Annotated in this window: 13 protein-coding genes; 10 read left to right on the forward strand and 3 right to left on the reverse strand. The window is 68.4% G+C overall.

Annotated features, from left to right (window positions below):
• Nucleotides 1-34: 34 nt before the first annotated feature.
• Complete coding sequence (locus IEY07_RS04185; protein WP_188893932.1) at nt 35-2,833, forward strand: UxaA family hydrolase; 2,799 nt, start codon at nt 35-37, stop codon at nt 2,831-2,833.
• On the forward strand, nt 2,830-3,888 hold the full coding sequence (locus tag IEY07_RS04190) for a trypsin-like serine peptidase (protein WP_229669704.1): 1,059 nt from the start codon (nt 2,830-2,832) through the stop codon (nt 3,886-3,888). The genes IEY07_RS04185 and IEY07_RS04190 overlap by 4 nt, the downstream gene beginning before the upstream one ends.
• Nucleotides 3,889-3,987: 99 nt before the next feature.
• On the opposite strand, the gene IEY07_RS04195 is transcribed toward IEY07_RS04190, so the two are convergent.
• A complete protein-coding gene (locus tag IEY07_RS04195; RefSeq protein WP_229669705.1) occupies nt 3,988-5,925 on the reverse strand; it encodes a phospholipase C in 1,938 nt (645 codons plus the stop codon).
• A 158-nt stretch (nt 5,926-6,083) separates the two neighbouring features.
• Between IEY07_RS04195 and IEY07_RS04200 the strand changes: the two genes are divergently transcribed.
• Genes IEY07_RS04200 through IEY07_RS04210 form a run of 3 tightly spaced genes read left to right on the forward strand, consistent with a single transcriptional unit; the run spans nt 6,084 to nt 9,212 of the window.
• Nucleotides 6,084-7,313 (forward strand): EfeM/EfeO family lipoprotein, encoded by a 1,230-nt coding sequence (locus IEY07_RS04200; RefSeq protein WP_188893933.1) that lies wholly within the window; start codon nt 6,084-6,086, stop codon nt 7,311-7,313.
• A gap of 2 nt (nt 7,314-7,315) precedes the next feature.
• Complete coding sequence (locus IEY07_RS04205) at nt 7,316-8,539, forward strand: Dyp-type peroxidase (protein WP_188893934.1); 1,224 nt, start codon at nt 7,316-7,318, stop codon at nt 8,537-8,539.
• A 37-nt stretch (nt 8,540-8,576) separates the two neighbouring features.
• A complete protein-coding gene (locus tag IEY07_RS04210) occupies nt 8,577-9,212 on the forward strand; it encodes an arsenate reductase/protein-tyrosine-phosphatase family protein (RefSeq protein ID WP_188893935.1) in 636 nt (211 codons plus the stop codon).
• Here IEY07_RS04210 and IEY07_RS04215 read toward each other — a convergent pair.
• Nucleotides 9,172-10,146, reverse strand: coding sequence for an NAD(P)-dependent oxidoreductase (locus tag IEY07_RS04215; RefSeq protein WP_188893936.1), 975 nt, complete (start codon nt 10,144-10,146; stop codon nt 9,172-9,174). The genes IEY07_RS04210 and IEY07_RS04215 overlap by 41 nt on opposite strands.
• Nucleotides 10,147-10,363: 217 nt before the next feature.
• Here IEY07_RS04215 and IEY07_RS04220 point away from each other — a divergent pair, with 217 nt between their 5' ends.
• The gene (locus IEY07_RS04220) at nt 10,364-12,805 is read left to right on the forward strand and encodes a glycosyltransferase (RefSeq protein WP_188893937.1); all 2,442 of its coding nucleotides are present in this window, start codon (nt 10,364-10,366) and stop codon (nt 12,803-12,805) included.
• A gap of 18 nt (nt 12,806-12,823) precedes the next feature.
• Here the strand turns inward: IEY07_RS04220 and IEY07_RS04225 are convergent, their stop codons facing one another.
• The gene (locus IEY07_RS04225; protein WP_188893938.1) at nt 12,824-13,873 is read right to left on the reverse strand and encodes a hypothetical protein; all 1,050 of its coding nucleotides are present in this window, start codon (nt 13,871-13,873) and stop codon (nt 12,824-12,826) included.
• 93 nt (nt 13,874-13,966) lie between these two features.
• On the opposite strand from IEY07_RS04225, the gene IEY07_RS04230 reads away from it, so the two are divergent.
• The 4 genes from IEY07_RS04230 to IEY07_RS04245 all read left to right on the forward strand — a co-directional run bounded on the left by IEY07_RS04230 (nt 13,967) and on the right by IEY07_RS04245 (nt 22,317).
• Complete coding sequence (locus IEY07_RS04230; protein ID WP_229669706.1) at nt 13,967-15,058, forward strand: hypothetical protein; 1,092 nt, start codon at nt 13,967-13,969, stop codon at nt 15,056-15,058.
• Complete coding sequence (gene glf / locus IEY07_RS04235) at nt 15,019-16,173, forward strand: UDP-galactopyranose mutase (protein WP_188893940.1); 1,155 nt, start codon at nt 15,019-15,021, stop codon at nt 16,171-16,173. Before IEY07_RS04230 ends, glf begins: the two co-directional genes overlap by 40 nt.
• Nucleotides 16,174-16,253: 80 nt before the next feature.
• Entirely contained in the window at nt 16,254-21,017 is a 4,764-nt protein-coding gene (locus IEY07_RS04240; RefSeq protein ID WP_188893941.1) for a glycosyltransferase family 2 protein, read from the forward strand.
• Between the two features lie 10 nt (nt 21,018-21,027).
• On the forward strand, nt 21,028-22,317 hold the full coding sequence (locus IEY07_RS04245) for a glycosyltransferase family protein (protein ID WP_188893942.1): 1,290 nt from the start codon (nt 21,028-21,030) through the stop codon (nt 22,315-22,317).
• The last annotated feature ends 8 nt before the right edge of the window (nt 22,318-22,325 follow it).

Below are 22,325 nucleotides of genomic sequence, written 5' to 3' on the forward strand. Positions count from 1 at the left end.
CGTCACCCCAGGCAGCTTCACGAACAGGAATCGGATGACCTCGCAGCAGACCACCCTGTCGACCGGTGGGTCGGCCAGTGGGTCGACCATCGACTTCGGCGAAGTCGCCGTCATCCCCGAACCAGGTGACAACTGTGCGGTGGCGTCCCGGACGCTCGAGGCCGACACAGTGATCATCCACGGCGACCGGCAGTACCAGCTGGGCCATCGGGTGATGGAGGGCCACCGGTTCGTGATCATTCCGGTCGCCGCGGGAGCTGCGTTGCTGAGCTGGAACACGCCGTTCGCGACCGCCCTTCGTGATCTTGCGCCCGGTGACTACGTGTGCACCCAGCCCGTGCTCGACGCCCTGGCGGTACGGGACGTGCCCGGACTGCCGACCGAGCCGTCGGCGCAGAACGTGATGCTCGACCCGTACGAGCTGGACGAGACGACCTTGATCATCGGCGATCAGGTGCCGCAGGCCCGGACACCGCGGACGTTCTCCGGCTTCGCCCGCAGCAACGGCCGGGTGGGCACCCGCAACCACGTGGTGATTGTCGGCGTCACTTCCCGCTCCGGCGGATTCGCGACCGAACTGGCCAAGCGATTGGCCGAGCGGCACCCGGCCACCGATACCTTCGACGGCGTTGTCGCCGTCGCCCATACCGAGGCGGGGGAGGACACTCGGCCCAACAACGCCGACTTCGTCCTGGCGGTGCTGGCCGGCACTCTGGTGCATCCGAACGTGGGTGCAGTCCTGCTGGTCGACGAGCCGGACGCGGTGCTCACCAGCAAGGACGTCAACCTCTTCATGCAGGCGCGTCACTATCCGGCCGTGGTCGCGCCCTGCGCGACCTTCAACCGGCACGGCGGCTTCGAAGCCGATCTTGCCGAGGCGGCCGAGGTGGTCGAGCGCTGGCTGCCCGAGGTGACCTCGGCCGTACGGACAGAGCAGCCGCTGGCCGAGCTCAAGATCGGCCTGCAGTGCGGGGGATCGGACGCTTTCTCCGGTCTGAGCGCCAATCCGCTGGCCGGCGCGGTCGGCGCCGAAGTGATCAAGAGCGGCGGCATCGCCTGTCTGGCCGAGACCGACGAACTGATCGCCGCTGAGGGCTATGTGCTGAAGAACGTCCGCAGTCCGGACGTCGCCCGGAGGTTCCTGGCAGCCGTGCAGAGTTTCAAGGAGCGGGTCGCCTGGCACGGCCACACCGCCGAAGGGAATCCCTCCGGCGGCAATATCTACCGTGGTCTGGTCAACATCTCGCTGAAGTCGTTGGGAGCCGCCAGGAAGCTTCCCCGCGAGGTCCGTCTGGACGAAGTGATCAACTACGGCGACCTCTATCCACGGCCGGGCTACATCTTCATGGACAGTCCCGGAAACGATCTTGAATCGGTGGCCGGCCAGGTCGCCAGCGGCTCGAATCTGATCTTCTTCACGACCGGCAATGGGTCGATCACCAACTTCCCGTTCGTGCCGACGATGAAGTTCGTCACCACCAGTGAGCGCTACCGGCTGCTCAGCCACGAGATGGACGTCAATGCCGGACGCTACCTGGACGGTGAGGACTTCGACGCGCTGACCTCCGAGACCTTCGAGCAGACCATCAGGGTCGCCTCCGGTGAGCGCACCGCGGGCGAGCAGGCAGGCCACAGCCAGGTGTCGATCTGGCGCAACTGGAAGCAGACCGGTCCGCGGCAGGGCATCTCGATCACCATCGACGGCCGACTGAGTCGCCGGCTCGACGAACTGCCCGCCGACGAGAGCGACGCGTTGCTGCCGGGCCTGTCGCTGCCGGTCGACCAGGCTCGACTCGCGGCGCTGGGCGAGCCGCCGGTGCGGACCGTCGAGCTGTTCCCGGCCGAGCGCGACTACGCCTCCGAACAACTGGCGCTGGTGCTGCCGACCTCACTGTGCTCGGGACAGATCGCGGCCCGGCTGGCCGACCGCGCCCAGGCGGAGGACTGGACCGCCGGACGTACGACCAGAGCCGTCGCGCTGCCGCACACCGAGGGTTGCGGGGTTTCCGGCGGGGCCAACGTGGTCACCTTCACCCGCACTCTGGTCGGCTACCTGGCCCATTCGGACGTCCGGCTGGCGCTGCTGCTGGAACACGGCTGCGAGAAGACCCACAACGACTTCTTCCGGCACGAGCTGGTCGAAGCCGGCCTGGATCCGGACCGGTTCGGCTGGGCCAGCATCCAGTTGGACGGCGGGATCGAGGCGTCCGGGCAACGGGTCAAGGACTGGTTCGCCGATCGCGCCCTGACCCTCGACGTCCCCGACCGGGTCGAGCGGAGCCTCGCAGACCTGTTCATCGCGCTCGACGCACGGGGCCCGGTGTCGGATGTCGTCGGCGCGGCCTTCGGGAGGATCGGCGGCTGGATCGTCCGGGCCGGCGGGACCGTCGTCGTCCCCGCAACCAGCGGCCTGCTCGCCAACGCGGGGTTCAAGGCAGCCGCCGGGATCGATCGTCGGGAGCCGACACTGGCGCACGGACAGCGACCGAAACAGGCGGGCTGGCACATCATGCGGATGCCGACGACAGATTGGCTGGAGACGGCGACGGGCCTCGGTGCGACCGGCGCGCAGCTCGCGCTGGTGCACGTCATCGGCGGCACGCTGGGCGGCCACCGGTTCCTTCCGGTCCTGCAGGTGAGCGCCGATCAGGACACCGTGGCGGCCCACGACGCCGACCTGGATGCGATCCTCGATCCGTCGGTCGACGATGCAGCAGCCGACGGGCTGCGCGCCCTCGTCGCGGCGGCTTCGGGGCGGATCCGGCCGAAGGCCGACCAGTCCGGCAACGTCGGTTTCCAGCTGACCCGGGGGCTGCTCGGCGCCTCGATGTGAGCCCGGGCCGCCCGGCTATCGCTCTGGGCGAACACCCAGCGGAGCCGCTGTCCAAGACCGGAAGCCGTTTCGCCGTACCCATCGCCGCTGCCGTGGGCGGCTTGGTGACCGCCGCCGGACTGTTGGCCGGTCCGCAGGCGACAGCAGCGCCCGCACCGCATCAGAATCCGGTCGCCCACCAGCTGGCGACCACCCAACAGGCCCGGGCGAAGGTGCGGGACTACTGGACGCCCCAGCGGATGGAGCACGCGAAGCCGCTCACCGACGCACCCGGCAGCAGTTGGCGTCCCACGAAGGTCGCCACCGGTAAGGCCACCGTGATCAAGGGCAGCGCCGCCCACAAGAAGAGCCCGAAGTCGGCCAGCAGCCTGGGCGGCCCGTGGAGCGGCGGCGGCAAGGTCGTCCAGACCACCGGCAAGGTCTTCATGACCCTCGACGGCGTCGACTACGTCTGCTCCGGAAGTGTCGTTCCGGCCGCCAACAAGAGTCTGGTCACGACCGCCGGACACTGCGTCAACGAGGGTCCCGGCGATTTCGTGACGAATTTCGAATTCGTCCCCGGCTACAGCAACGGGCAGGCGCCGTACGGCGAGTGGAGCGCGGCCGAGGTCGGCACCACCCAGCAGTGGGCCCAGCAGGGTGACTTCAACTACGACGTCGGCTTCGCCGTCGTCGCGCCGCTCAACGGCACCTATCTGACCGACGCGGTCGGCAGCCAGAACATCGGCTTCAACCAGGCCCGCGGTCAGCAGGCGTACGCCTTCGGATACCCGGCCGGATCGCCGTACAACGGCCAGACCCTGGACTACGCCTCCGGCGTGACCGGCAACGACACCCTCGGCGGCAGTGACGACCTGTCGCTGAAGACCAACCTCACCGGCGGCTGCTCCGGCGGCCCGTGGTTCCAGGGCTTCGACGAGTCGACCGGGACCGGCACCCAGGTCTCGGTGAACTCGTTCGGCTACACGAGCCAGCCCAACGTGCTCTACGGCCCGTATTTCGGCTCGGTGATCCAGAACACCTACAACCAGTTGCAGAACGAGCAGGTCGACTGACCGCGACCTGACCGGATCGTACGAGAACGGGATCGTAGGAGAACGGGCCCCGGGAGCGATCCCGGGGCCCGGCTTCGTCTTCGACTGTCGGTCGACCGCTCAGTGGTGATGCTTCACCGGCGGCTTCGGATGATGCCCGCCTGCCGGGGTGGAGGAGACCTTCGCCCCGGTAGTCGGGTTGAGGATCAGCTTTGCGTTCAGCTTGTGGGAGCTGAAGTCGAACAGCGGGTCGATCGATCCGGCGATCGAGTCGGTCGAGCCCTTGATCCGGCCGAGGCCCCAGTTGTCCTCGATGAACTTCACGATCGAGCTCTGCTGGGTCTGGTTGTGTGCCACGTAGTTCGACTTGGCGTACGGCGAGATCACCAGCAGCGGCTGACGCGGGCCGGGGCCACAACGGCCTTCCTCGCCGGCCAGCGGCTGGGCGGTCCTGCCGTGCCGGGCAGTCTTGCCGTGCTGGGTGGTCTTGCCGTGCTGGGACTGGCTGCTCGGGTGGGACGGGTCACCGACCTGGCACTCGTTCTGACCGTTCAGCACATCGGCGACAGTCGAGGACGGGTTGCTGATCTCGGCGGACTGGTGGTCGTACCAGCCGTCGGAGTCGTCGTAGGCGAGCACGATCGCGGTCGAGCTCCAGTCAGGGGACTTCTCCAGGGCGTTGATCTCCTTGGCGACGAACTGCTGCTCGTCCAGCGGGTCGGAGTAGGAGGCGTGCGCGTCCTGGTAGCCCGGCGCCTTCAGGTAGCTGACCGCCGGCAACGAGTCGGGGCTCATCGTGCCCGCCGAGATCGCCGACACCAGGTTGTCGAAGGTGCTCATGTCGTACTGGTGGTTGGCGGTGTCGAAGTCCGGCTTGCCGTTCGTGTAGTGCTGGGTGTCCTTGCCGACGACCGACAGCGAGGTCGGCGCGAGGTGATGTGGATTCGCGGTCGACTCGTAGTACTGGAACGGCTCGTGGTGCGGGATGTAGTCGGCCTTGGTGCCGTACTGGCCGGTGCCGCCGATCGCCGTGCCGACGTTGCTGGTCGCGCCACAGACGGCACGGCCGGTCACGTTGGTCGGACCGTAGGTCGATCCGGTCTGCGACGGGCCGGTGTATTTGGTGGTCGGAGCGAATCCGCCCTCGAACCAGCCCCAGCTGATGCCCTTCTTGTTGAGCAGGTCGCCCACGGTGTGACCGCTGCCACTGACGCCGGTCAGGCCGCCCGCACTGCAGTCGTCCCAGTAGGGATCGTTGTCGGAGATCTGGGAATACTTGCCCTTGCCGTCGGCGACCAGGCTGGCGGCGCCCGCGTTGGCGGCGGTGGTCGCGTACTTGAGCGAGCCGGCGGTGGTGTCGATGCCGCCCGTGCTGCCGGCGATCACGCTCAGCGCGCCCGGGGTGGACGGTCCGAACACGTCACTGTAGGAGTTGTCGCTCATCGCGTACTGCTGCGCGTAGTTCCACAGTGCGGTGACCGAGTTGCCGTCGTAGTAGTCGAGGTCGTCGGTCGCGGCGCAGGCCTGCCCGCCCGGAGTCTTGCCCGAGGCGTTACCGACGTTGTTCGGGAAGGCGTCCATCTTCCCCTTGTCGTACGCCGCCTGTTCCGGCGTGTAGTCGTGGTTCTGGTCGCAGGTCAGCACCTGGTTGGGATCGGTGGGCGAGAGCCGCTGCGGATCGGCACCGTTCGGATTGTTCGTCAGCAGCGTGCCGCCGCCCTTGACCTTGGTGTTCAGGCCGTTGACCTTGGGCGTACCCGGCTTCGCATGGAACGGTGTTCCATTGGTGTTCGTTGCGTAGGGGTAGGTGCCGAAGTAGTGGTCGAAGCTGATGTTCTCTCCGAAGATCACCACGACGTGCTTGATCGGTGTGCTGGTCCGGACCACCGGTGAGGTGTGGTGATCCGGCTGAGGAGCGGGAGCATGCTCCGGCACGACCTGGGTCCCGCATGCCTGCAGGGCGAGAGTCGTTGAGGCCAGCAACCCGACTGCGGCCGCTGTGATGATCCTGGTGCGGTGGCGTCCGTGGGGGCGCGACGAATTCTGATGATCAGTCACAGTGCAGAACCTTCCGCTCACGCGTGCCAACGGGTTGACCGCCGCGTGAATGACTGATGTCCATTGGTGAACAACTTCCAAATCTCAGGCCCGGCAAAGCACTGTTCGTTCACCTGACGGTTGCCTGGCCGACATGGCGCGCTGCTGACATATCAGTCGTGGGGGAGCCGGGGACTGGACGGCGCCGGGCCGCGATTCCGGCGATGATCGTGATCATCTGCCTGATCGGGCTGGCAGTGCTGGCAGGTCTGTACGCCGCCCCGGGCCGCAGTCCGACAGCTGCGAGCTCGGCGGTGGCCCGGTCGCCGGACCCGGGACCGCTGGCGGTCAGCAGCCGCGGCTGCCTGCCGGGCATCACGGATCTGCGATCCGGCCGCAGCACGCTGCGGATCCGCAACACCGGGAACAGCCCCGAAGAGGTGCAGATCCTGGACGACACGCACACCTACGACTACGCCGACCTGGAGCTGGTCGCACCCGGCACGACCCGTGAGTTGATCGTCGTCCTGCCGCCCGGTCGCTTCGGCGCCTCCTGCGAGGCCGACGACGGCACGATCGGCTACTCCGACCCGTTCCAGGTCACCGGGCCGGCCGTCGGTGGCGTGCACCGCTGGATCCCGGCAACGCTGACCGACCTCGGCAATGCGGTGACGAACTACCGGACCTCGGTCACCGCCGGGCTGAAGCAGCTGGCTTCCGATACCGACGCGCTGCAGGCCGCAACCGACGGACAGGACCGGGCGATGATCAAGAAGCGCTGGCTGACCGCCTATCTCGACTACGAACAACTCGGCGGGGTCTACGACACCTTCGGTGACTATGCGGACAAGATCAACGGGCTGCCGTCCGGCCTACCGCGCGGAGTGCAGGATCCTGCCTTCACCGGTTTCCACAAGATCGAATATCTGCTGTGGCACAACGGTTCCGATGATCAAATCCGGGCGGCGACCCGCCTGCTCGACCGGGACGTACACGGGCTGGTGAAGGCCTTCCCGCACCAGGAGACCGCACCCAACGACGTCCCGCTGCGGACCCACGAGATTCTGGAGAACACCATGCAGCTCACGCTGACCGGCCAGGATGATCTGGGAAGTCACAGCGGCCTGGCGACCACCGCCGCCAACATCGACGGCACCCGGATGACGCTGAAGGCGCTGACGCCGCTGCTGCAGCAGAACGATCCGGCATTGCTGGCATCGGCCGAGCATTCCCTTGATCAACTCGACGCCGTGGTGACCTCGCTGCACCGCAGGGGCGGCTACCCGGCGTTGCGGGCGTTGTCGAGGACCCAACAGGAGCGCTTGGACGGGACACTTTCCGGCACCCTGGAATCACTCGATCCGATCCCCACCGAACTCGAGGTCCTCCTCACCCAGGACAACAGTTGATCATGGACGAGACGCCACTGACGCCGCAGGGATCATCGCGTCGTGGTTTCCTGCTCGGCGGTGCGACAGCCGGCGCGGCGGCGGTGATCGCAGCCGGTCGCCGGATGGCCGTCGCTGACGACACCAGCCAGGAGATGGGCGGGGTGCTGGCCGCCGAGCTGTCCCCGTACGGGCCCAACCAGCGGGTGCTGCTGAACGAGCCGTCGAGGGCGACCGCGATGATCAGCTTCGACGTGATCGCAACCGGCCGCAAGCAGCTGTCCGACCTGTTCGCGGTGATCAGTGACCGGGTCAAGGTGCTGGCGGCGGGGGAGTCGGTCGCTGTCTCCGATCCGTCCAGGCCGCCGGCCGACAACGGTGTGCTGGGGCCGTCGTTCGCCGGCAACCAGGTCGGCGTGCTGATCGGTGTCGGCGCGTCGCTGTTCGATCACCGCTTCGGACTGGCGGCCAGGAAGCCGGTCGGACTGAAGCCGATGCGCACCTTTCCCAACGACAATCTCGACCCGGCGATCTGCCACGGCGACCTGAGCGTGCAGTTCACTGCGGCCACTCCGGACGTCGTCACCCACGCGCTGCGCGATCTGACCAAGCACACCCGTGGTGCGATGCAGCCTCGCTGGCGCGTCGACGGCTTCACATCACCGCCCCGACCGGACGGTGCGCCGCGCAACCTGCTCGGCTTCAAGGACGGCACCTCCAATCCCTCGACCACCGACACCGGAACCCTCGACCGGCTGATCTGGACCAAGGACGGCGGCAGCTTCCAGGTGGTCAGGATCATCCGCAACCTGGTCGAATTCTGGGATCGGGTCTCGTTGCAGGAGCAGGAGCTGATGATCGGCCGGCGGCGCGACGACGGCAGCCCGCTGGATGCCGATGGCGAACTGACAGCACCGGATTACGCCCGCGACCCGCAGGGCCTGATCATCCCGACCGATGCCCACATCCGGCTCGCCAACCCGCGGACGCCGCGGACCGAGGCGACCCGGATCCTGCGCCGGAGCTGGAACTACGATCTGGGCCTGGACAGCAACGGCCAGCTCAACCAGGGCACGTTGTTCACCTGCTACCAACAAGACATCGAGCGGCAGTTCGAGGCGGTCCAGACCCGGTTGATCGACGAGCCGCTGACCGACTACATCTCACCCGTCGGCGGCGGCTACTTCTCCGTGCTGCCCGGGCTGGCCGACAGGAACGACACCTACGCCAAGGCGCTGTTGTCCTGACCTGAAGCGGGTGCCGGTCCGACACTAAGCTCGGATCATGGACCCTGCCGCCGACCGCACCCCCGGGAGCGTTCTCGCGGTGTGCACCGGCAACGTGTGCCGTTCGCCGTATATCGAGAGGGTGCTGGCCGCTCGACTGGCCGGGACCCGCATCCGGGTGACCAGTGCCGGCATCGGCGCCCTGGTCGGGTCGGCGATGGAACCACGGGTCGCCCGCCGGGTCGTCGAGGCGGGCGGACAGGCCGACGGTTTCGTCGCGCGGCAGCTGACACCCCAGCTGGTGGGGCAAGCCGATCTGATCCTGTGCGCGAGCCGGGAGCATCGTGCGGCCGTGGTACGGATGGAGCCGGCGGTCCTGCAGCGCACCTTCGCGCTGGCCGATTTTGCCCAGCTCGCCACCGCGATCCAGAGGCTGCCCGCGCAGGCTGCGGTTGCTCCGGCGGGTGGGCCGACGTCGGCCGTGGCCCGGCTGGTCGGCCTGGTGCCCCTGGTCCGGGCCACGGTCAGCCCGCTGGCTGCCGGCGCGGCGGGGATCATCGATCCCTACCGGCGGTCGGACCGCACGGTCGCGCGGATGGTGCGACAGATCGAGGAGCTGCTCGGCCCGGTCGAGGCGGCGCTGCGGGGCGCGGTCAGCGCGGAGGAATCTGCCGGGGATGCTGCGGTGAGTTGACGGCCCACAACGGCTCCTGGCCCCGGGACCAGCGCGCCACGTTGGCGCCGAAAAGCTCCGAACTCTTGGCCAGCATCGAATGGGTCAGGCCGCCGATGTGCGGGGTCGCGATGACCCGCGGGTGACGGGCGAACGGGTGGTCCGGGCCGACGGGTTCCTGCTGGAAGACGTCGAGACCGGCCAAGGAGATCCGGCCGGAATCCAGCGCCGCCAGCAGCGCGGGATCGTCGACCATCACACCTCGGGCGACGTTGACGAAGATCGCCCCCGGCTTGCAGGCGGCGAAGGCGGCCGCGTCGAACAGGTGTCGGGTGGCGGCGCTGGCCATCGCGGAGCAGATGACCACGTCGGCCTGGCCGAGCACGTCGTACAGCTCGTCGGGACCGGCGACCCGGTCGACGCTCGGCGGTGCGCCGGCCTCCGGGTGGGCGCGGACAGCGATCATCCGGCAGCCGAATCCCGCGAGCCGCTGGGCGACGGCCGTGCCGATCGCCCCGAGTCCGACGATGGCGACCGTGCTGCCCAGCAACGAGGCGCTGATCGGCTGCCACCAGCCGGTCGCGACCGCGGCGCGGGATTCGTCCATCCTGCGGATCGCCATCAGGATCTGCGCGACCGCCATCTCCGCGACGCTGTCGGCGTTGCCCGTCAATCCGGCCGGGAGCCGGGCGACCCACACCCCGTTCGCTGTCGCCGCTTCGACGTCCACCCTTTCCAGTCCGACACCGTACTGCTGGATCAGGCCGAAGCTGCCTGCCTCGATGATCTCCGCGGTGACGGCATTGGGCATCGGGACCAGCACGTCGACACCGTTGAGGTTGGCCAGGATGTCGTCGCCCCGGCAGACCCGCACGTCCCAGCCCGGCAGGTGTTCGACCGCGATGTCCCACGAGGCGTTCGGGTCCGACCAGGGGTGTGCGACCAAGATGCGCATGCGACTCCTTCAGCAATGGCGTTCAGAACCAGGAGACTAGTGGTCGGCCGACCGGACGCGCCGTTGAGGAGCCCGTCGGTTACGGCCGCCTGAACAGTTGCCGAACCTCAGCCGACCGATGGCCCTGGACGGCCGGAAACCCGTCAGCACCGGATCTAGGATCCCGTCGACAGCTGCCGAATCCCGCTTCCTGATTCCCGCACGGCATGGAGAGTTGATGCAAGAGCCCCCGCTCGTCTCGATCGTGATCCCGGTCTTCAACGACGAGGAATGGCTCGAGGCGGCGCTGCGGAGCGCGTGCCGCCAGACGCTGGAGCGGGTCGAGATCATCTGCGTCGATGACGCCTCGACCGATCGCAGCCCGGAGATCATCGAGGAGCAGCGCAAGCGCGACGAGCGCATCCGGGTCATCCGGCACGAGCAGAACCGTTCGGCGTTCCAGTGCCGCCGGGACGGGATCCTGGCGGCCGCTGCCGACCACGTCCTCTTCCTCGACGGTGACGACGAGCTCGATCCGCGAGCGGCGGCGAAGGCACTGGCGAAGGCTCAGGCAACCGACGCCGATCTGGTCGGTTTCGGTGTCGCAGTCCTCGGCCCGACCGGCGGCGTGGTCGGCGGCTACCAGACCCGGCTGAGTCCGGTGCACAAGGTGCTCGAGGACCAGGACGTCCTGCCCGGCCTGTTCCCCGCCGACAAGCCGGCGCAGGGACAGATCTGGCGCTACCTCTTCCGTACCGAGTTGCTGCGCACCACGTACGCGCTGCTTCCCGAGCAACTGGTCCTGAACCGCATCAACGACCTGCCGGTCACCTTCCTCGCGGCGGCCGGAGCACGGCGGTACGTGTCGATCCCGGACCGGCTGTACGAATACCGCTTCCGCCGCGGCGGCAGCGGGCAACTGGTGGAGGAGTTGGCGCAGTTCGCCTTCTACGCAGGCGGGATCGACTCCGTCACCAGCATCGAGCAGGCGGTCCGCACCCTGGCCCGGAGGAGCACCGATCCGCAGCCGCTCATCGACGGCTACCGGACGGCCCGGTTGTCGATCATCGGCAATGTGCTCAGCTATCTGGTCAAGAGCGTACGCAGCGACCTGTATGAATCCTGCCTGGTCCTGCTGCACCAGAAGGCCTCCGCACCCGACATCGTCCTGGCCGCCACCTTGTACGCACCCGAGGCGCTCGGCTTCCTGGCCCGTCACGACGCGGCGATCGGATCGAGCGCCGGCCCGGGCGACCGTAGAGTGCACAGTGTCCTTCTCACCACCCGCGCGATCACTACCGGCGGCGTGTCCGGCGTGCTGCTGGCCCAGGCGCGGCATCTGGTCGAGGCGGGCTACCGGGTCACGGTGGTGGCGCATCGTGACGACAACATCCTGGACGGCCTGCCCGCTGGCGTGACCTTCGTACGGCTGACCGGGAGCGGGCTGTCGGACCGGCTGGCCGAGTGGGCCCAGATCTGCCGCAGCAACGCCGTCGACGTGGTCATCGACCATCGGATCCTCTACAGCCGGGAGTGGCCGGCCTTCGCCCTGATGTCGCGCGCCGAGGGCGCCGCCACGATCGGCTGGATCCACAACTTCGCGATGCGCCCGGTCTACGATCTCAAGGACCTGCTGTCCTACATCTGTGATCACGCCACCACGCTGTCCACCCTGGTCACACTGTCGCCGCTCGATGTCGAGTTCTGGAAGCTGCGCGGTGTCGAGCACGCGGTCTACCTGCCCAACCCGCCGTCGCCGCTGCTGGCCGAGTCCGCCGATGACGGAGCCTCCAAACCCGCCCCGTACGGCCGCCGGCTCGAGCTCATCTGGTGGGGCCGGCTGGAGCAACACACCAAGCAACCGCGTCAGCTGGTCGCGGTGGCCGCGGAACTCCGCCGGCTCGGCGTCGACTTCCGGCTGCGGATCGTCGGCCCGGACTGGACCGATCTGACCGCGACCCAGTTGCGGGCCGAGGCGCGGCGACGAGGGGTCGCCGATCAGGTGGAGGTAGTGGGCCCGCTGCACGGGCAGGACCTGGTCGAGGCGATCGACACGGCGGACCTGTTCGTCGGCACCAGCATCATCGAGGGCTACCCGCTGACGCTGACGGAGGCTCAGGCCAGGGGACTGCCGGTCGTCATGTACGACCTGCCCTGGCTGGCCATCGCCGAGGACAATGCCGGACTCGTCGCCACGCCGCAGGGCGACGCGGCCGAGCTGGCCCGGCGGATCGCCGGGATCGCCGACGATCCCGACCTCTACCAGCGGCTTTCCCGGGCATCGATCGGTGCCGCCCGGCAGGCGCTGTCCCACGACTTCTCCAAGCTGTATCAACAGCTTGTCTCGGGAATGTTGCCGGAAGAGTTCTCGCCCCAGCCCACTCTGGCCGGTGCGCGGCGGCTGCTGGATCTGATGGTGTTCTTCGTCGAACGCAACGCCGAAGCCGTCAAGCAGGCCGAGCGAACCGGAGCGCCGGTGGCAGCGAAGCGGTCGAGCCCGGCCGACCAGCTGTCCAGCCAATTGTCCGGAACCGACTCCCGGGTCGTCCGGGCGGCGCTGCCGATCGCCCGTCGGCTCTACCGGGTGGCGCCCGGACTGCGGCCGGCCGGCCGGCGTTTGAAGCTGCTGTTGCCGGGCACCGTGCTCGGCAACAGCCGTACCGCCCGACCGGGGCGTTGACCAGCAGAGTTCGACGAGTCAGGCGACAGACCTCATCGCTTGGTGCATCCGCAGCGTGAGTGTCGCGATCGACTCCCGGGCGGAGTCGATCGCGGGCACGAGCCCGGCCAGCTTGGACTCCAGCAGCGGCGCGACCTCGGCAAGCTGATCGTGCCGACCGACCAGATCGGCGAGCCCGGCCACGGCGAGCAGCCGGGCGATCTTCTGCGGGTCGTCCGCCGACCCGACGGGAAAGGCGCCCTCGGTCGCCCCGATGATCAGTCCGTGGGCGCGGTCGCTGACCACGGCGAGGGACTGCCGGTAGATCGCCCGGACGTGGGCGTCGAGATCCGGGTGCCGCATGCTCGGTGGGGTGCGATACTCGCCGCCCAGCGCCGCGGCGAGCCGAACGGCGCGCGGCGCGTCCCGGGCCACCTGCGCCAGCGTGACGATCCTGGTCCCGGTGCGGGCGGCGAGGCTGCGGACGGCCGCGATCCAGCCGTCGCCGGGCCACGGCCGGTCGTAGCGCAGAGTGACGGCAAGGAGTGGGCGCGAGTCGGCTGAGGGCCACTGGGCGGTCGGGGAGCCGAGCGCGTAGCCCCAGTCCGGGGCGACGTCGCCGAAACCCGCGGCGTCCCGCGAGACGGTGTCGCGCCAGGACACCAGGGCGGCCTCGCGCAGCGCCGGATGGAAGCAGACCTGATCGGCGACCGACGGTTGCCGCAGACCGGCACCGGCCAGGATCACGATCCCTCCCCGGCCAAGGACCCGCTGCAGCTGCAGCGCCGGCTCCTTGCGCGGGTACGCACCAGGCAGCGGATTGATCTCGCCGGTGTTGAGCAGCAGAACCGGGCGGAAGGCCGTCGCGCCGGCCTCGAGCCAGTCGACGGGATCGGCATAGACCCGGTGAGCCGGCGTCAGCGGCAGGCCGGAGAGATAGTCGTCGGACTGCACCCCGAAATGCAGATGGAAGCGTCGCCCATCCCCTTGAGCGGCCAGAAAATAACCAGCCCGCAGCGCGGAATCGCCGAGATTGTCGTCCTGTCCGCTCAAATGAGCAAACACATCCTGGATGCCGTCCTCATTCATCGTCGGATAAGTCTATATAGTCTTCGCGTGCGCGTCTCTTCGCATGACCCGGACCGGCTCCGTGTCATTATCGGCCACCGTCCACCAGCCCCGGTGACCCGTTATGTCGACCAGGTCATCGGCGAGAATCACGGCGATATCGATTTCCAGTTCTTCGGCGGATTGTTCAAGCGCTTCGACGTCGACGTGGTGCACCTGCTGGATGCGGCCCAGGTGTTGCGCAAGGGTCGCACCGGCGCACAGCGGCGGGCCGCCGCCCACGCGCTGGTCGCCACGCTGGCCGAGCATCGGATCGCCCTGGTCCAGACGGTCCTTCCCGTGGCCGGTTACGCCCTGGACCGCAGGGACGAGAGCCATCGGATCCTGGACCGGGCCACGACGGTGTTCATCACCCTCGACGAGACCACCGTGACTCCCGACCCGGGTCGTACGACGGTGATCCCGCACGTGCACTACCGCGACCGTTTCCTCGGCTTCCCGGTGACCACCCAGGTGCCCGGCCGGCTGTTGTGCCTGTCCCGGACCGGTCTGTCGCGAGCAGCGGCGGGACCGCTCAAGGTCTTCTCCGTGATGGACACCCCGGGAGTCTCACTGCGCGTCGTCGGCGATGCCGACCCCGACCTGGACGAGCTGATCCCTCGTGCGGTCCGCAGGAATCCCGACTCCGTGTCGGCGGCGGTCGAGCATCTTTCCGATGCGGAGTTGGTACGCGAGCTGTCGGCGGCCGAGCTGGTGATGCTGCCCGGCATCAACACGTTCGCAGACCTGACCGCACTCTTCATGGCACTGTCTCTGGATCGCCCGGTCGTCGTCCCCCGGAGCACGACGGCGAGTCTGCTCGCCGACCAGGTCGGGCCCGGATGGGTCACCTGCCTTCCCGGCCCGGTCACCGCCGAGCTGCTCGACGCCACGATCCGGACGGTCCGTGAGCAGGTGCGCACCCCGCGTCCCGACCTCGACGGGCGGGATCCGGAGACGGTCGCCGAGCAGTACGCGACCGTGTTCCACCGGGCGGCCGAGCGCGTACGGACGGATGGCCAGGCTGTGCTCGCCGGTGAGGACACCCTCCCGGACACCCTGCTCGGACACCTTCTCGGACACCAGGAGACACCTTCCCGTCACCCGGGCTCCCTACCTTCTGGAGCGTGGACCTTCTTGTCGTCGGATCGGGATTCTTCGGCTTGACGATCGCGGAGCGGGCTGCCCAGTCCGGGCGTACGGTCACGGTGATCGAACGCCGCGACCACCTCGGCGGGAACGCCTACAGCGAGCCGGAACCCGAGACCGGGATCGAGGTGCACCGCTACGGCGCGCATCTGTTCCACACGTCGAACGCCCAGGTATGGCAATACGTCAACCGCTTCACCGCGTTCACCGACTACGTCCACCGGGTCTACACCACCCACCGCGGCGTGGTCTATCCGCTGCCGATCTCGCTGGGCACCATCAACCAGTTCTTCGCCGCGGCCCACTCGCCCGCCCGGGCGCGGGAGCTGATCGCCCGGCAGGCTGCTGAATCTGATCCCCAGCACGCCCGCAATCTCGAGGAGCGCGGGATCGGCCTGATCGGACGACCGCTGTACGAGGCGTTCATCCGCGACTACACGGCCAAGCAGTGGCAGACCGACCCGCGGGAGCTGCCGGCCGAGGTGATCAGCCGGCTCCCGGTTCGCTACACCTACGACAACCGCTACTTCACTGACACCTGGGAGGGGCTGCCGGTCGACGGCTACACCGCCTGGCTGGAGCGGATGGCCGATCATCCGAACATCGAGGTGCGGCTGGAAACCGACTTCTTCGACCACACCCAGCCGCTCAACAAGGACGCGGTCGTCGGACAGCTGCCGGTCGTCTACACCGGCCCGGTGGACCGGTATTTCGGCTATGCCGAGGGGGCGCTCGGCTGGCGGACCCTCGACTTCGAGCAGCAGGTCCTCGACGTCGCCGACTTCCAGGGCACTCCGGTGATGAACTACGCCGATCTCGAGGTGCCGTACACCCGGATCCACGAGTTCAAGCACTTCCATCCCGAGCGGGCCGACCGCTACCCGGCGAACCGCACGGTGATCATGCGAGAGTATTCACGCTTCGCCGAGACCGGGCCGCAGGCTACTGACGAGCCCTACTATCCGGTCAACACGCCCACCGACCGGGCCCGGCTGCTGGCCTACCGCAAGCGGGCCGCCGACGAGCCCGAAGTCCATTTCGGCGGCCGGCTCGGCACCTACCAATATCTAGACATGCACATGGCGATTGCCTCGGCGTTAACGATGTCCGGAAATCTGTTCACCCAAAAGTAATTCATCGGTCATTCGACATCCATTTCAGAGCACCGAGCGAAGGTAATTGCGTGCTGTTTCGTCCAGTAAGCTCACCTGACATGCCGATGCCGCACAATAACTCGCCACTCCAGCGATGGCATTCCGGTGACTTTCTTGTTCGGATTGCGCGCGGCGAGCGTCCCGACGACGATCCGACACCCGGGCACTATGCCACCCCCGCCGTCGCGGGCCGGCTGGATGTTCCTACGACATCGTCGTTCGCGACGCGGTCTGCGGCTGCCTTCCTGACAGGGCTGCCGGCCGACCCGGACCTGTACGAGCACCACGCGCTGCTCCGCTCCCCGGCGCTGACGACGGCGCAGCTGACCAGCTTCGGGGCGCGGAACAAGTCGGTCTGGGCGCTGGACGCGCTCGCCGGCCGGCTGACCGGGGACCGGCACGACTGGTCCAGCCTGCGCGCGACGGTGCTGCTCTGCGACGAGGCGCCCGAGGCCTTCGAACCGACTCTCGACCCGATCGCGCTGGAAGACCTGTACAGCCTCGCCCGGGTCCTGCACGACGGGGCGTTCGATCTCGAGACGGAGCGCGCACTGCTGCGGTTCATCGCGCTCCGGATGCTCCGCGGCGGCGAGCTGGAGACGACCGACCTGGAGACCTTCCTCACGCGTCTGCTGGGTGCCGGGCTCGGTGCGGAGGCCGGGGCGCTCTTCCCCGGACTCTCGACCCAGACCTGGCGCCGGTACGCGATCGCCGCGGAGCTGCGGCACCCGCGGTTCGGCGGGAGCCTGGACGCCACGCTGGCGCGGCTGAACGAGGCGTACTACCGCCTCGGGCTCGAACGCCTGCGACTGGACGGCGCCGCCGAGACGCCGTTCGAACGGCTCGCCGCCGCGGCGGCCACCCCGGCAGCGGTCGGCGGACCGCTGGTGACCGTGATCATCACCTCGCATCGTCCGGGGCCGGAACTGCAGACGGCGGTGCGCTCGATCGTCGCTCAGTCCTACCAGGACTGGGAACTGATCGTGGTCGAAGACGACTCGCCGGAGGAGTATCGGCCGGTCCTGGACGCCGTCGCCACGTTCGACCCGCGTATCCGCGTGATCCGCGGCGAGACCGGTGGGGGCCCCGGGATCGGCCCGTACGCCCGACGCAACGAGGCCATCCAGCTCGCGCGCGGTGAGCTGGTGACCATGCAGGATCCGGACGGCTGGTCGCATCCCCGGCGGATCGAGCTGCAGGTACGCGACCTGCTGGCTGTGCCGACGCGGCTGGCGAATCTGATCACCGGGGCCAGGGCGACCGACGAGTTCTCGCTCTTCACACCGTGCGGTGCGGATCTGGTCGAGGTCCAGTCATCGATCCTGTTCCGCCGGGACGCGGTTGTCGACGCCATCGGATACTTCGACTCGGCGCACGGTGGTGCCGAGCTCGAATTCCGCCGCCGGCTCGAGACCGTGACGCGGATGCCGGTGCACGCGATCGCGACCGAGGTCCCGCTGGTATTCGTCCGGACCGAGTCCGGGTCCGCACCCGTACAGGACGGCACCGCGACCTGGTCCGAGCAGGAGCTGATGGCCTACCACAGCTCGGTCCATCGATTCCATGAGCAGATCCTGGCCGGGCGACAGGCGCCCCAGCTTCCGCCGGCGCAGGGCGAGCGGATGATCGCTGCGCCGCCCCGCCTGCTCGGCACCGAGCCGATCCCGAGACCGGTGGATCTGCTGCTCGTGGTCGACGGTCGGAAGCCGTCGTGGCGGGAGAAGTTCATCGACGTCGTCGTGGACGAGATCCGGACAGCTCTGTCGGCGGGCCTTCGGGTCGCGTTGCTGCACTCGGAGTCGGCGACCGGCATGCTGTCCGGGGCACCGCTGCCGTACGCCCTGCAATCCCTGATCGACTCCGGCCGGCTGCTGCAGGTCTTCGACCAGGATCCGGTCGAGGCCACGGTCGTCGTCGTGCGGCATGCCGGCGCGGCGCAGGGACATCCGGCCCGCCGGCGGCCGATCACCGCCACGCGGGTGGTGGTCGTCGAGGACCCGTCCGGTGGCGATGAGCGGGGCGGCACCGTGGCCCGGCCGGACGTCTGCGCGACTGTGTCCGCCTGGTTCGGCGTGCAGCCGCGCTGGATCCCGGTGCGGCCGACGCCGTCCAAGCCGAACATCAAGTCGGTCGTCGTCGATCGGGACATGGTCCTGGTGCGGCTGCAGTCGCCTGATCTGGCGAGCATCTCTGCGGTCAGGATCGGGAGGCCCGATGCTTTCGTCGACCTCGAGCTGACGCCCGGGGAGGACGCCGGCGGGAGGTTCCGGCTCGCTGCCGGGCCCGTCGACGAGTTGCCGGCCGGTGAGCTCTCCATCGCCGTCGTGCGCCAGATCGACGGGGGACCGCCCGCAGTACAGACCTGCCAGGTCCCGCCGAGGTCGGTACTGACGGTCCCCGGCCGAAGATTGCTGGTCAGCACGGGGGACAGCGGCGGCCTCCGGATGCTGTCCGACACTCCCGGCCCGGACGCCAGCGGGGCGGACGCCAGCGGGGCGGCCGACTTCTACCAGCGCTACCTGGATGCCGAGGTGTCGCTGGTGAAAGTGTTCCGGAACCTCGTCGGCGTGACGGTCGCGGGTCGCAACGTCGCCGGACTGGTCGCGCTGTCCGCGCTGCGGATCGTCAACGGGCGGATCCGCCGGCGTGACTTCATCCTCGAGCCGGCCACCGACGGTCAGGTCCGAGCTCGGCATTCAGTGGCGTCCATCGCCGACGTGCGGTGGCAGATCTACGGTCTGTTCCAGACACCGGTCGGCCTGGTGGAGATGCCGATCCGGGTCACTGCCGACACTGCGGTGGAGAACAGCGACCGCTACCGGGTGCGGGTGCTCGCCGAAAGAGGCGTCGTCCAAGTCGTTCCGCAACGAGTCGACCCGCAGTCGGATCGGGTCCCGGGCCTGTCGGTGATCATGCCGGTCTACAACGTCGGGCCGTATCTGGACACCGCGATCAGATCGGTGCTGACCCAGGACTTCGACGATCTCGAGTTGATCATCATCGACGACGCCTCGTCGGACAACGGCCGCCGGATCATGGAGATGCACCGGGAGCTCGACCCGCGGATCAGGGTCATCGAGCTGGATCACAACACACTGGGCGGAGCGGGGATCCCGAGCAATCTCGGCATCCGTGCGGCGCGCGGCAAATACATCGCCTTCGTCGACAGCGACGACTGGGTGAGCAAGACCGGTCTCAACCAGCTGGTGGTGCTCGCCGAGCGACACGACGCCGAGATCGCCATCGGCGACTTCCAGCTCTTCAACGACGACGACCGGCAGCTCGACCCGCCGCTGGACAGCGCGGCCTGGCTCGACCTTCCGGTCGACGAGGTGATCTCGGCGGTCAGCCATCCTGCGCTGCTGAGGCTGTCGCCGGTGCCCTGGCGCAAGCTCTACCGCCGGGATTTCGTCCAGGCCCATCGGATCCGCTTTCCCGAGGGCGACCTCTTCTATGAGGACAATGTGCTGCACTGGCTGGTCCTGTCGCGGGCCGAACGAGTCGTCGCCTCGGACGAGATCGTCGCCTATCACCGGATGCAGCGCGAAGGTCAGACGATGGCTGCCGACCTCTACAAGTTCGGCGCGATCGCCAGCCACGCCAATGCGATCGTGAACGCCTTGGACGAGGTCCGCGACGACCGGCGGGGTCCGTTGTTCGAGGCCTTCATCCAATACCTGCGCCGACAGAACTGGACCGTCAGACGCCAGACGCAGCCCGCGGCGGCGGCGCTGATGAAGCGCCGCTTCGCCGGAGCATACGAGAAGGCGATCGCGGCAGCGCCAGGAGCCCCGGTCAGGGCCGAGATCCGCCGGCACTTCGAAGAGTTCCGGGACGCCTATCCAGATCTGGATCTGACCGTCGTGATTCCGGTGTTCGACAGCGAGGATCTGATCCGCGACACCCTGGACTCGGTGTTGCGGCTCACCGGCCTCGGCTTGAGCTACAACGTGTTGCTCGTCGACGACGGCTCGACCGACTCCTCGCTGACGGTCATCCGGGAGTACGAGGACATCTACGACCACGTGCACGTCTTCACCCAGCGGAACCGAGGGGCCGGCAGGGCGCGGAATTCGGTGATCCCGCTGGTCACCGGTCGGTACACGTACTTCCTCGATGCCGACGACGTCGTCGACGCCGGCGCACTGGCCCGGGCGGTTGCGCACGCCGACAGTGAAGCTGCCGACCTGGTCTTCCTGAAATACCGGATCGAGTACTTCGACGAGGGCCGCTCACGCGGGATGTTCAACGCCGACACCGAGATCTGGAACCGGATCCTCGAGTGCGACGACGCCGCCGAACGCCAGCGGCTCATCGTCGGCCTGATCAACTACCCGTGGAACCGGCTGATCCGGACCTCGCTCCTGCACGACGCCGGCATCTTCTTCGGGCCGACCGTGGTGCATAACGACATGGTCTTCCACTGGCACGGGACCCTGAGCGCGCGGACCATCAGCTTCCTGGACGCCGAGGTCTGCATCCATCGCAAATTCGACAGCCGTACCCAGGTCACCAACATCGTCGACGAACGCCGCATGGTCGTGGTCGAGGCGCTCCGCGGCACCTACGAGCGGATCTGCGAGCTGCCGTCCTATCCGAATGTCCGCGAGGAGTGGATCCGCTTCGCGGTCGACCTGCTGGACTGGGCGAAGGACCGTATCCCGGCTTCGCTGCGGGAGACCTACGTCCAACGGGGCGAGCGCTTCATCCAGGCGGTGTTCGAGGAGGCGGCCCAGTCCGCGGACGGTCAGCAGCCGCTGCAGCCCGACGGCGTGGTCCGGGTCGACCAGAACACGCCGACGACGATCTCCGTTCCCGCCTGAGGAGGCGCCCATGCCAGCACAGCCCACGACCGGGCAGCCCACGACCGGGCAGCACAGGACCGCGTCGGGTGTCTCGGTACGAGCCGCCGACGCCTGGGTCAGCGCGCTGTCGAATCTGGTCGCGGTGCGCAGCCCGCTGAGCGGACAGCTGGCCGAGCGATTGACGATCCGCCAGGATTTAAGCCGAGCCCAACGGGTCCGGCTTGACCGGCTGGTGCCGTGGGCCAGACAGCTCGCCGAGCCCGCTCCCGTGCCACGGTTGCGGTCCGGCGAGATCCCGTTCGCCGTCCTCGGTTACCGCACACCGGACTACGAAGCGGCATCGCGGAACATCGGCGACTGGGTGCAGACGATCGCAATGATGTCCCACGTCATCCGCCGGCCCGACGTCCGGTTCACCGGAGACGACGAGGTCGCGGGCCTGTTCAACCGGCTGCGATCGAGGATGCCCGCCGGCAGCCGGATCGACGGTCCGTCCGGGACGCTCCGGTTGGTGGAGGTCAACCGCGACGCGTCCTGGTACGACTCGCTGCCTGAACCGACCTGGGCCTTCGTCTTCGGGTGGTACTTCAAGCTGCCGTTCGGTCGGCACCCGGAGTTCTGGCTGAACCCGCGGATCATTCCGATCTTCCTGTCCTTCCACATCAGCCGCGGCGACCAGCTGTCGGACAAGGCGTACGACTACCTGCGCGAGCACGCGCCGATCGGCTGCCGGGACTGGCCAACGGTGCGGATCCTTCGAGGCCGGGGGATCCCGGCCTATTTCTCGGGCTGTGTCACCACGACGATCGGATCCTTGTTCCCGCCGGTCCATCCTGATCGGACAAAGCCGGTGGCCTACGTCGATGTCGAGCCGCCGCAGGACGCCGCAGGCGTGGTCGCCCTGCGCAGCCTGGACAATGCCCTGCGTGAACTGCCACTCGCCGAGTCCCTCGGCAGGGCGGTGCGGCGGCAGTACGCCTACCGCAGCCGATACTCCCGGATCGTGACGTCGCGGTTGCACACCCTGCTCCCGGCACTGTCGTGTGGGCTCAGCGTCGACTGGCGTCCGAGAGATCCCAACGATCGGCGGTTCGAGGGACTTGCCGGCCCGACGGCCGAGCCGATGGACGAGATGGCCGCACGGGTTTCCGGGATCGCTCGGGTCGTGCTGGACGCGATCCTGACCGGCAGGTCGAAGTCCGAGGTGTACGCCCGCTACCGGGACGAGGTGGCCGAGGAGGTCGCGGTTGCCGAGCTACGGCTGTCCGCCGAAGAACAGTCCAGGCAACCGTTCGGCCGGCCCGCGGCCGGGCTCTGACAGGGACG

This window comes from Microlunatus endophyticus (assembly GCF_014646195.1).
GTDB classification, from domain to species: domain Bacteria; phylum Actinomycetota; class Actinomycetes; order Propionibacteriales; family Propionibacteriaceae; genus Microlunatus; species Microlunatus endophyticus.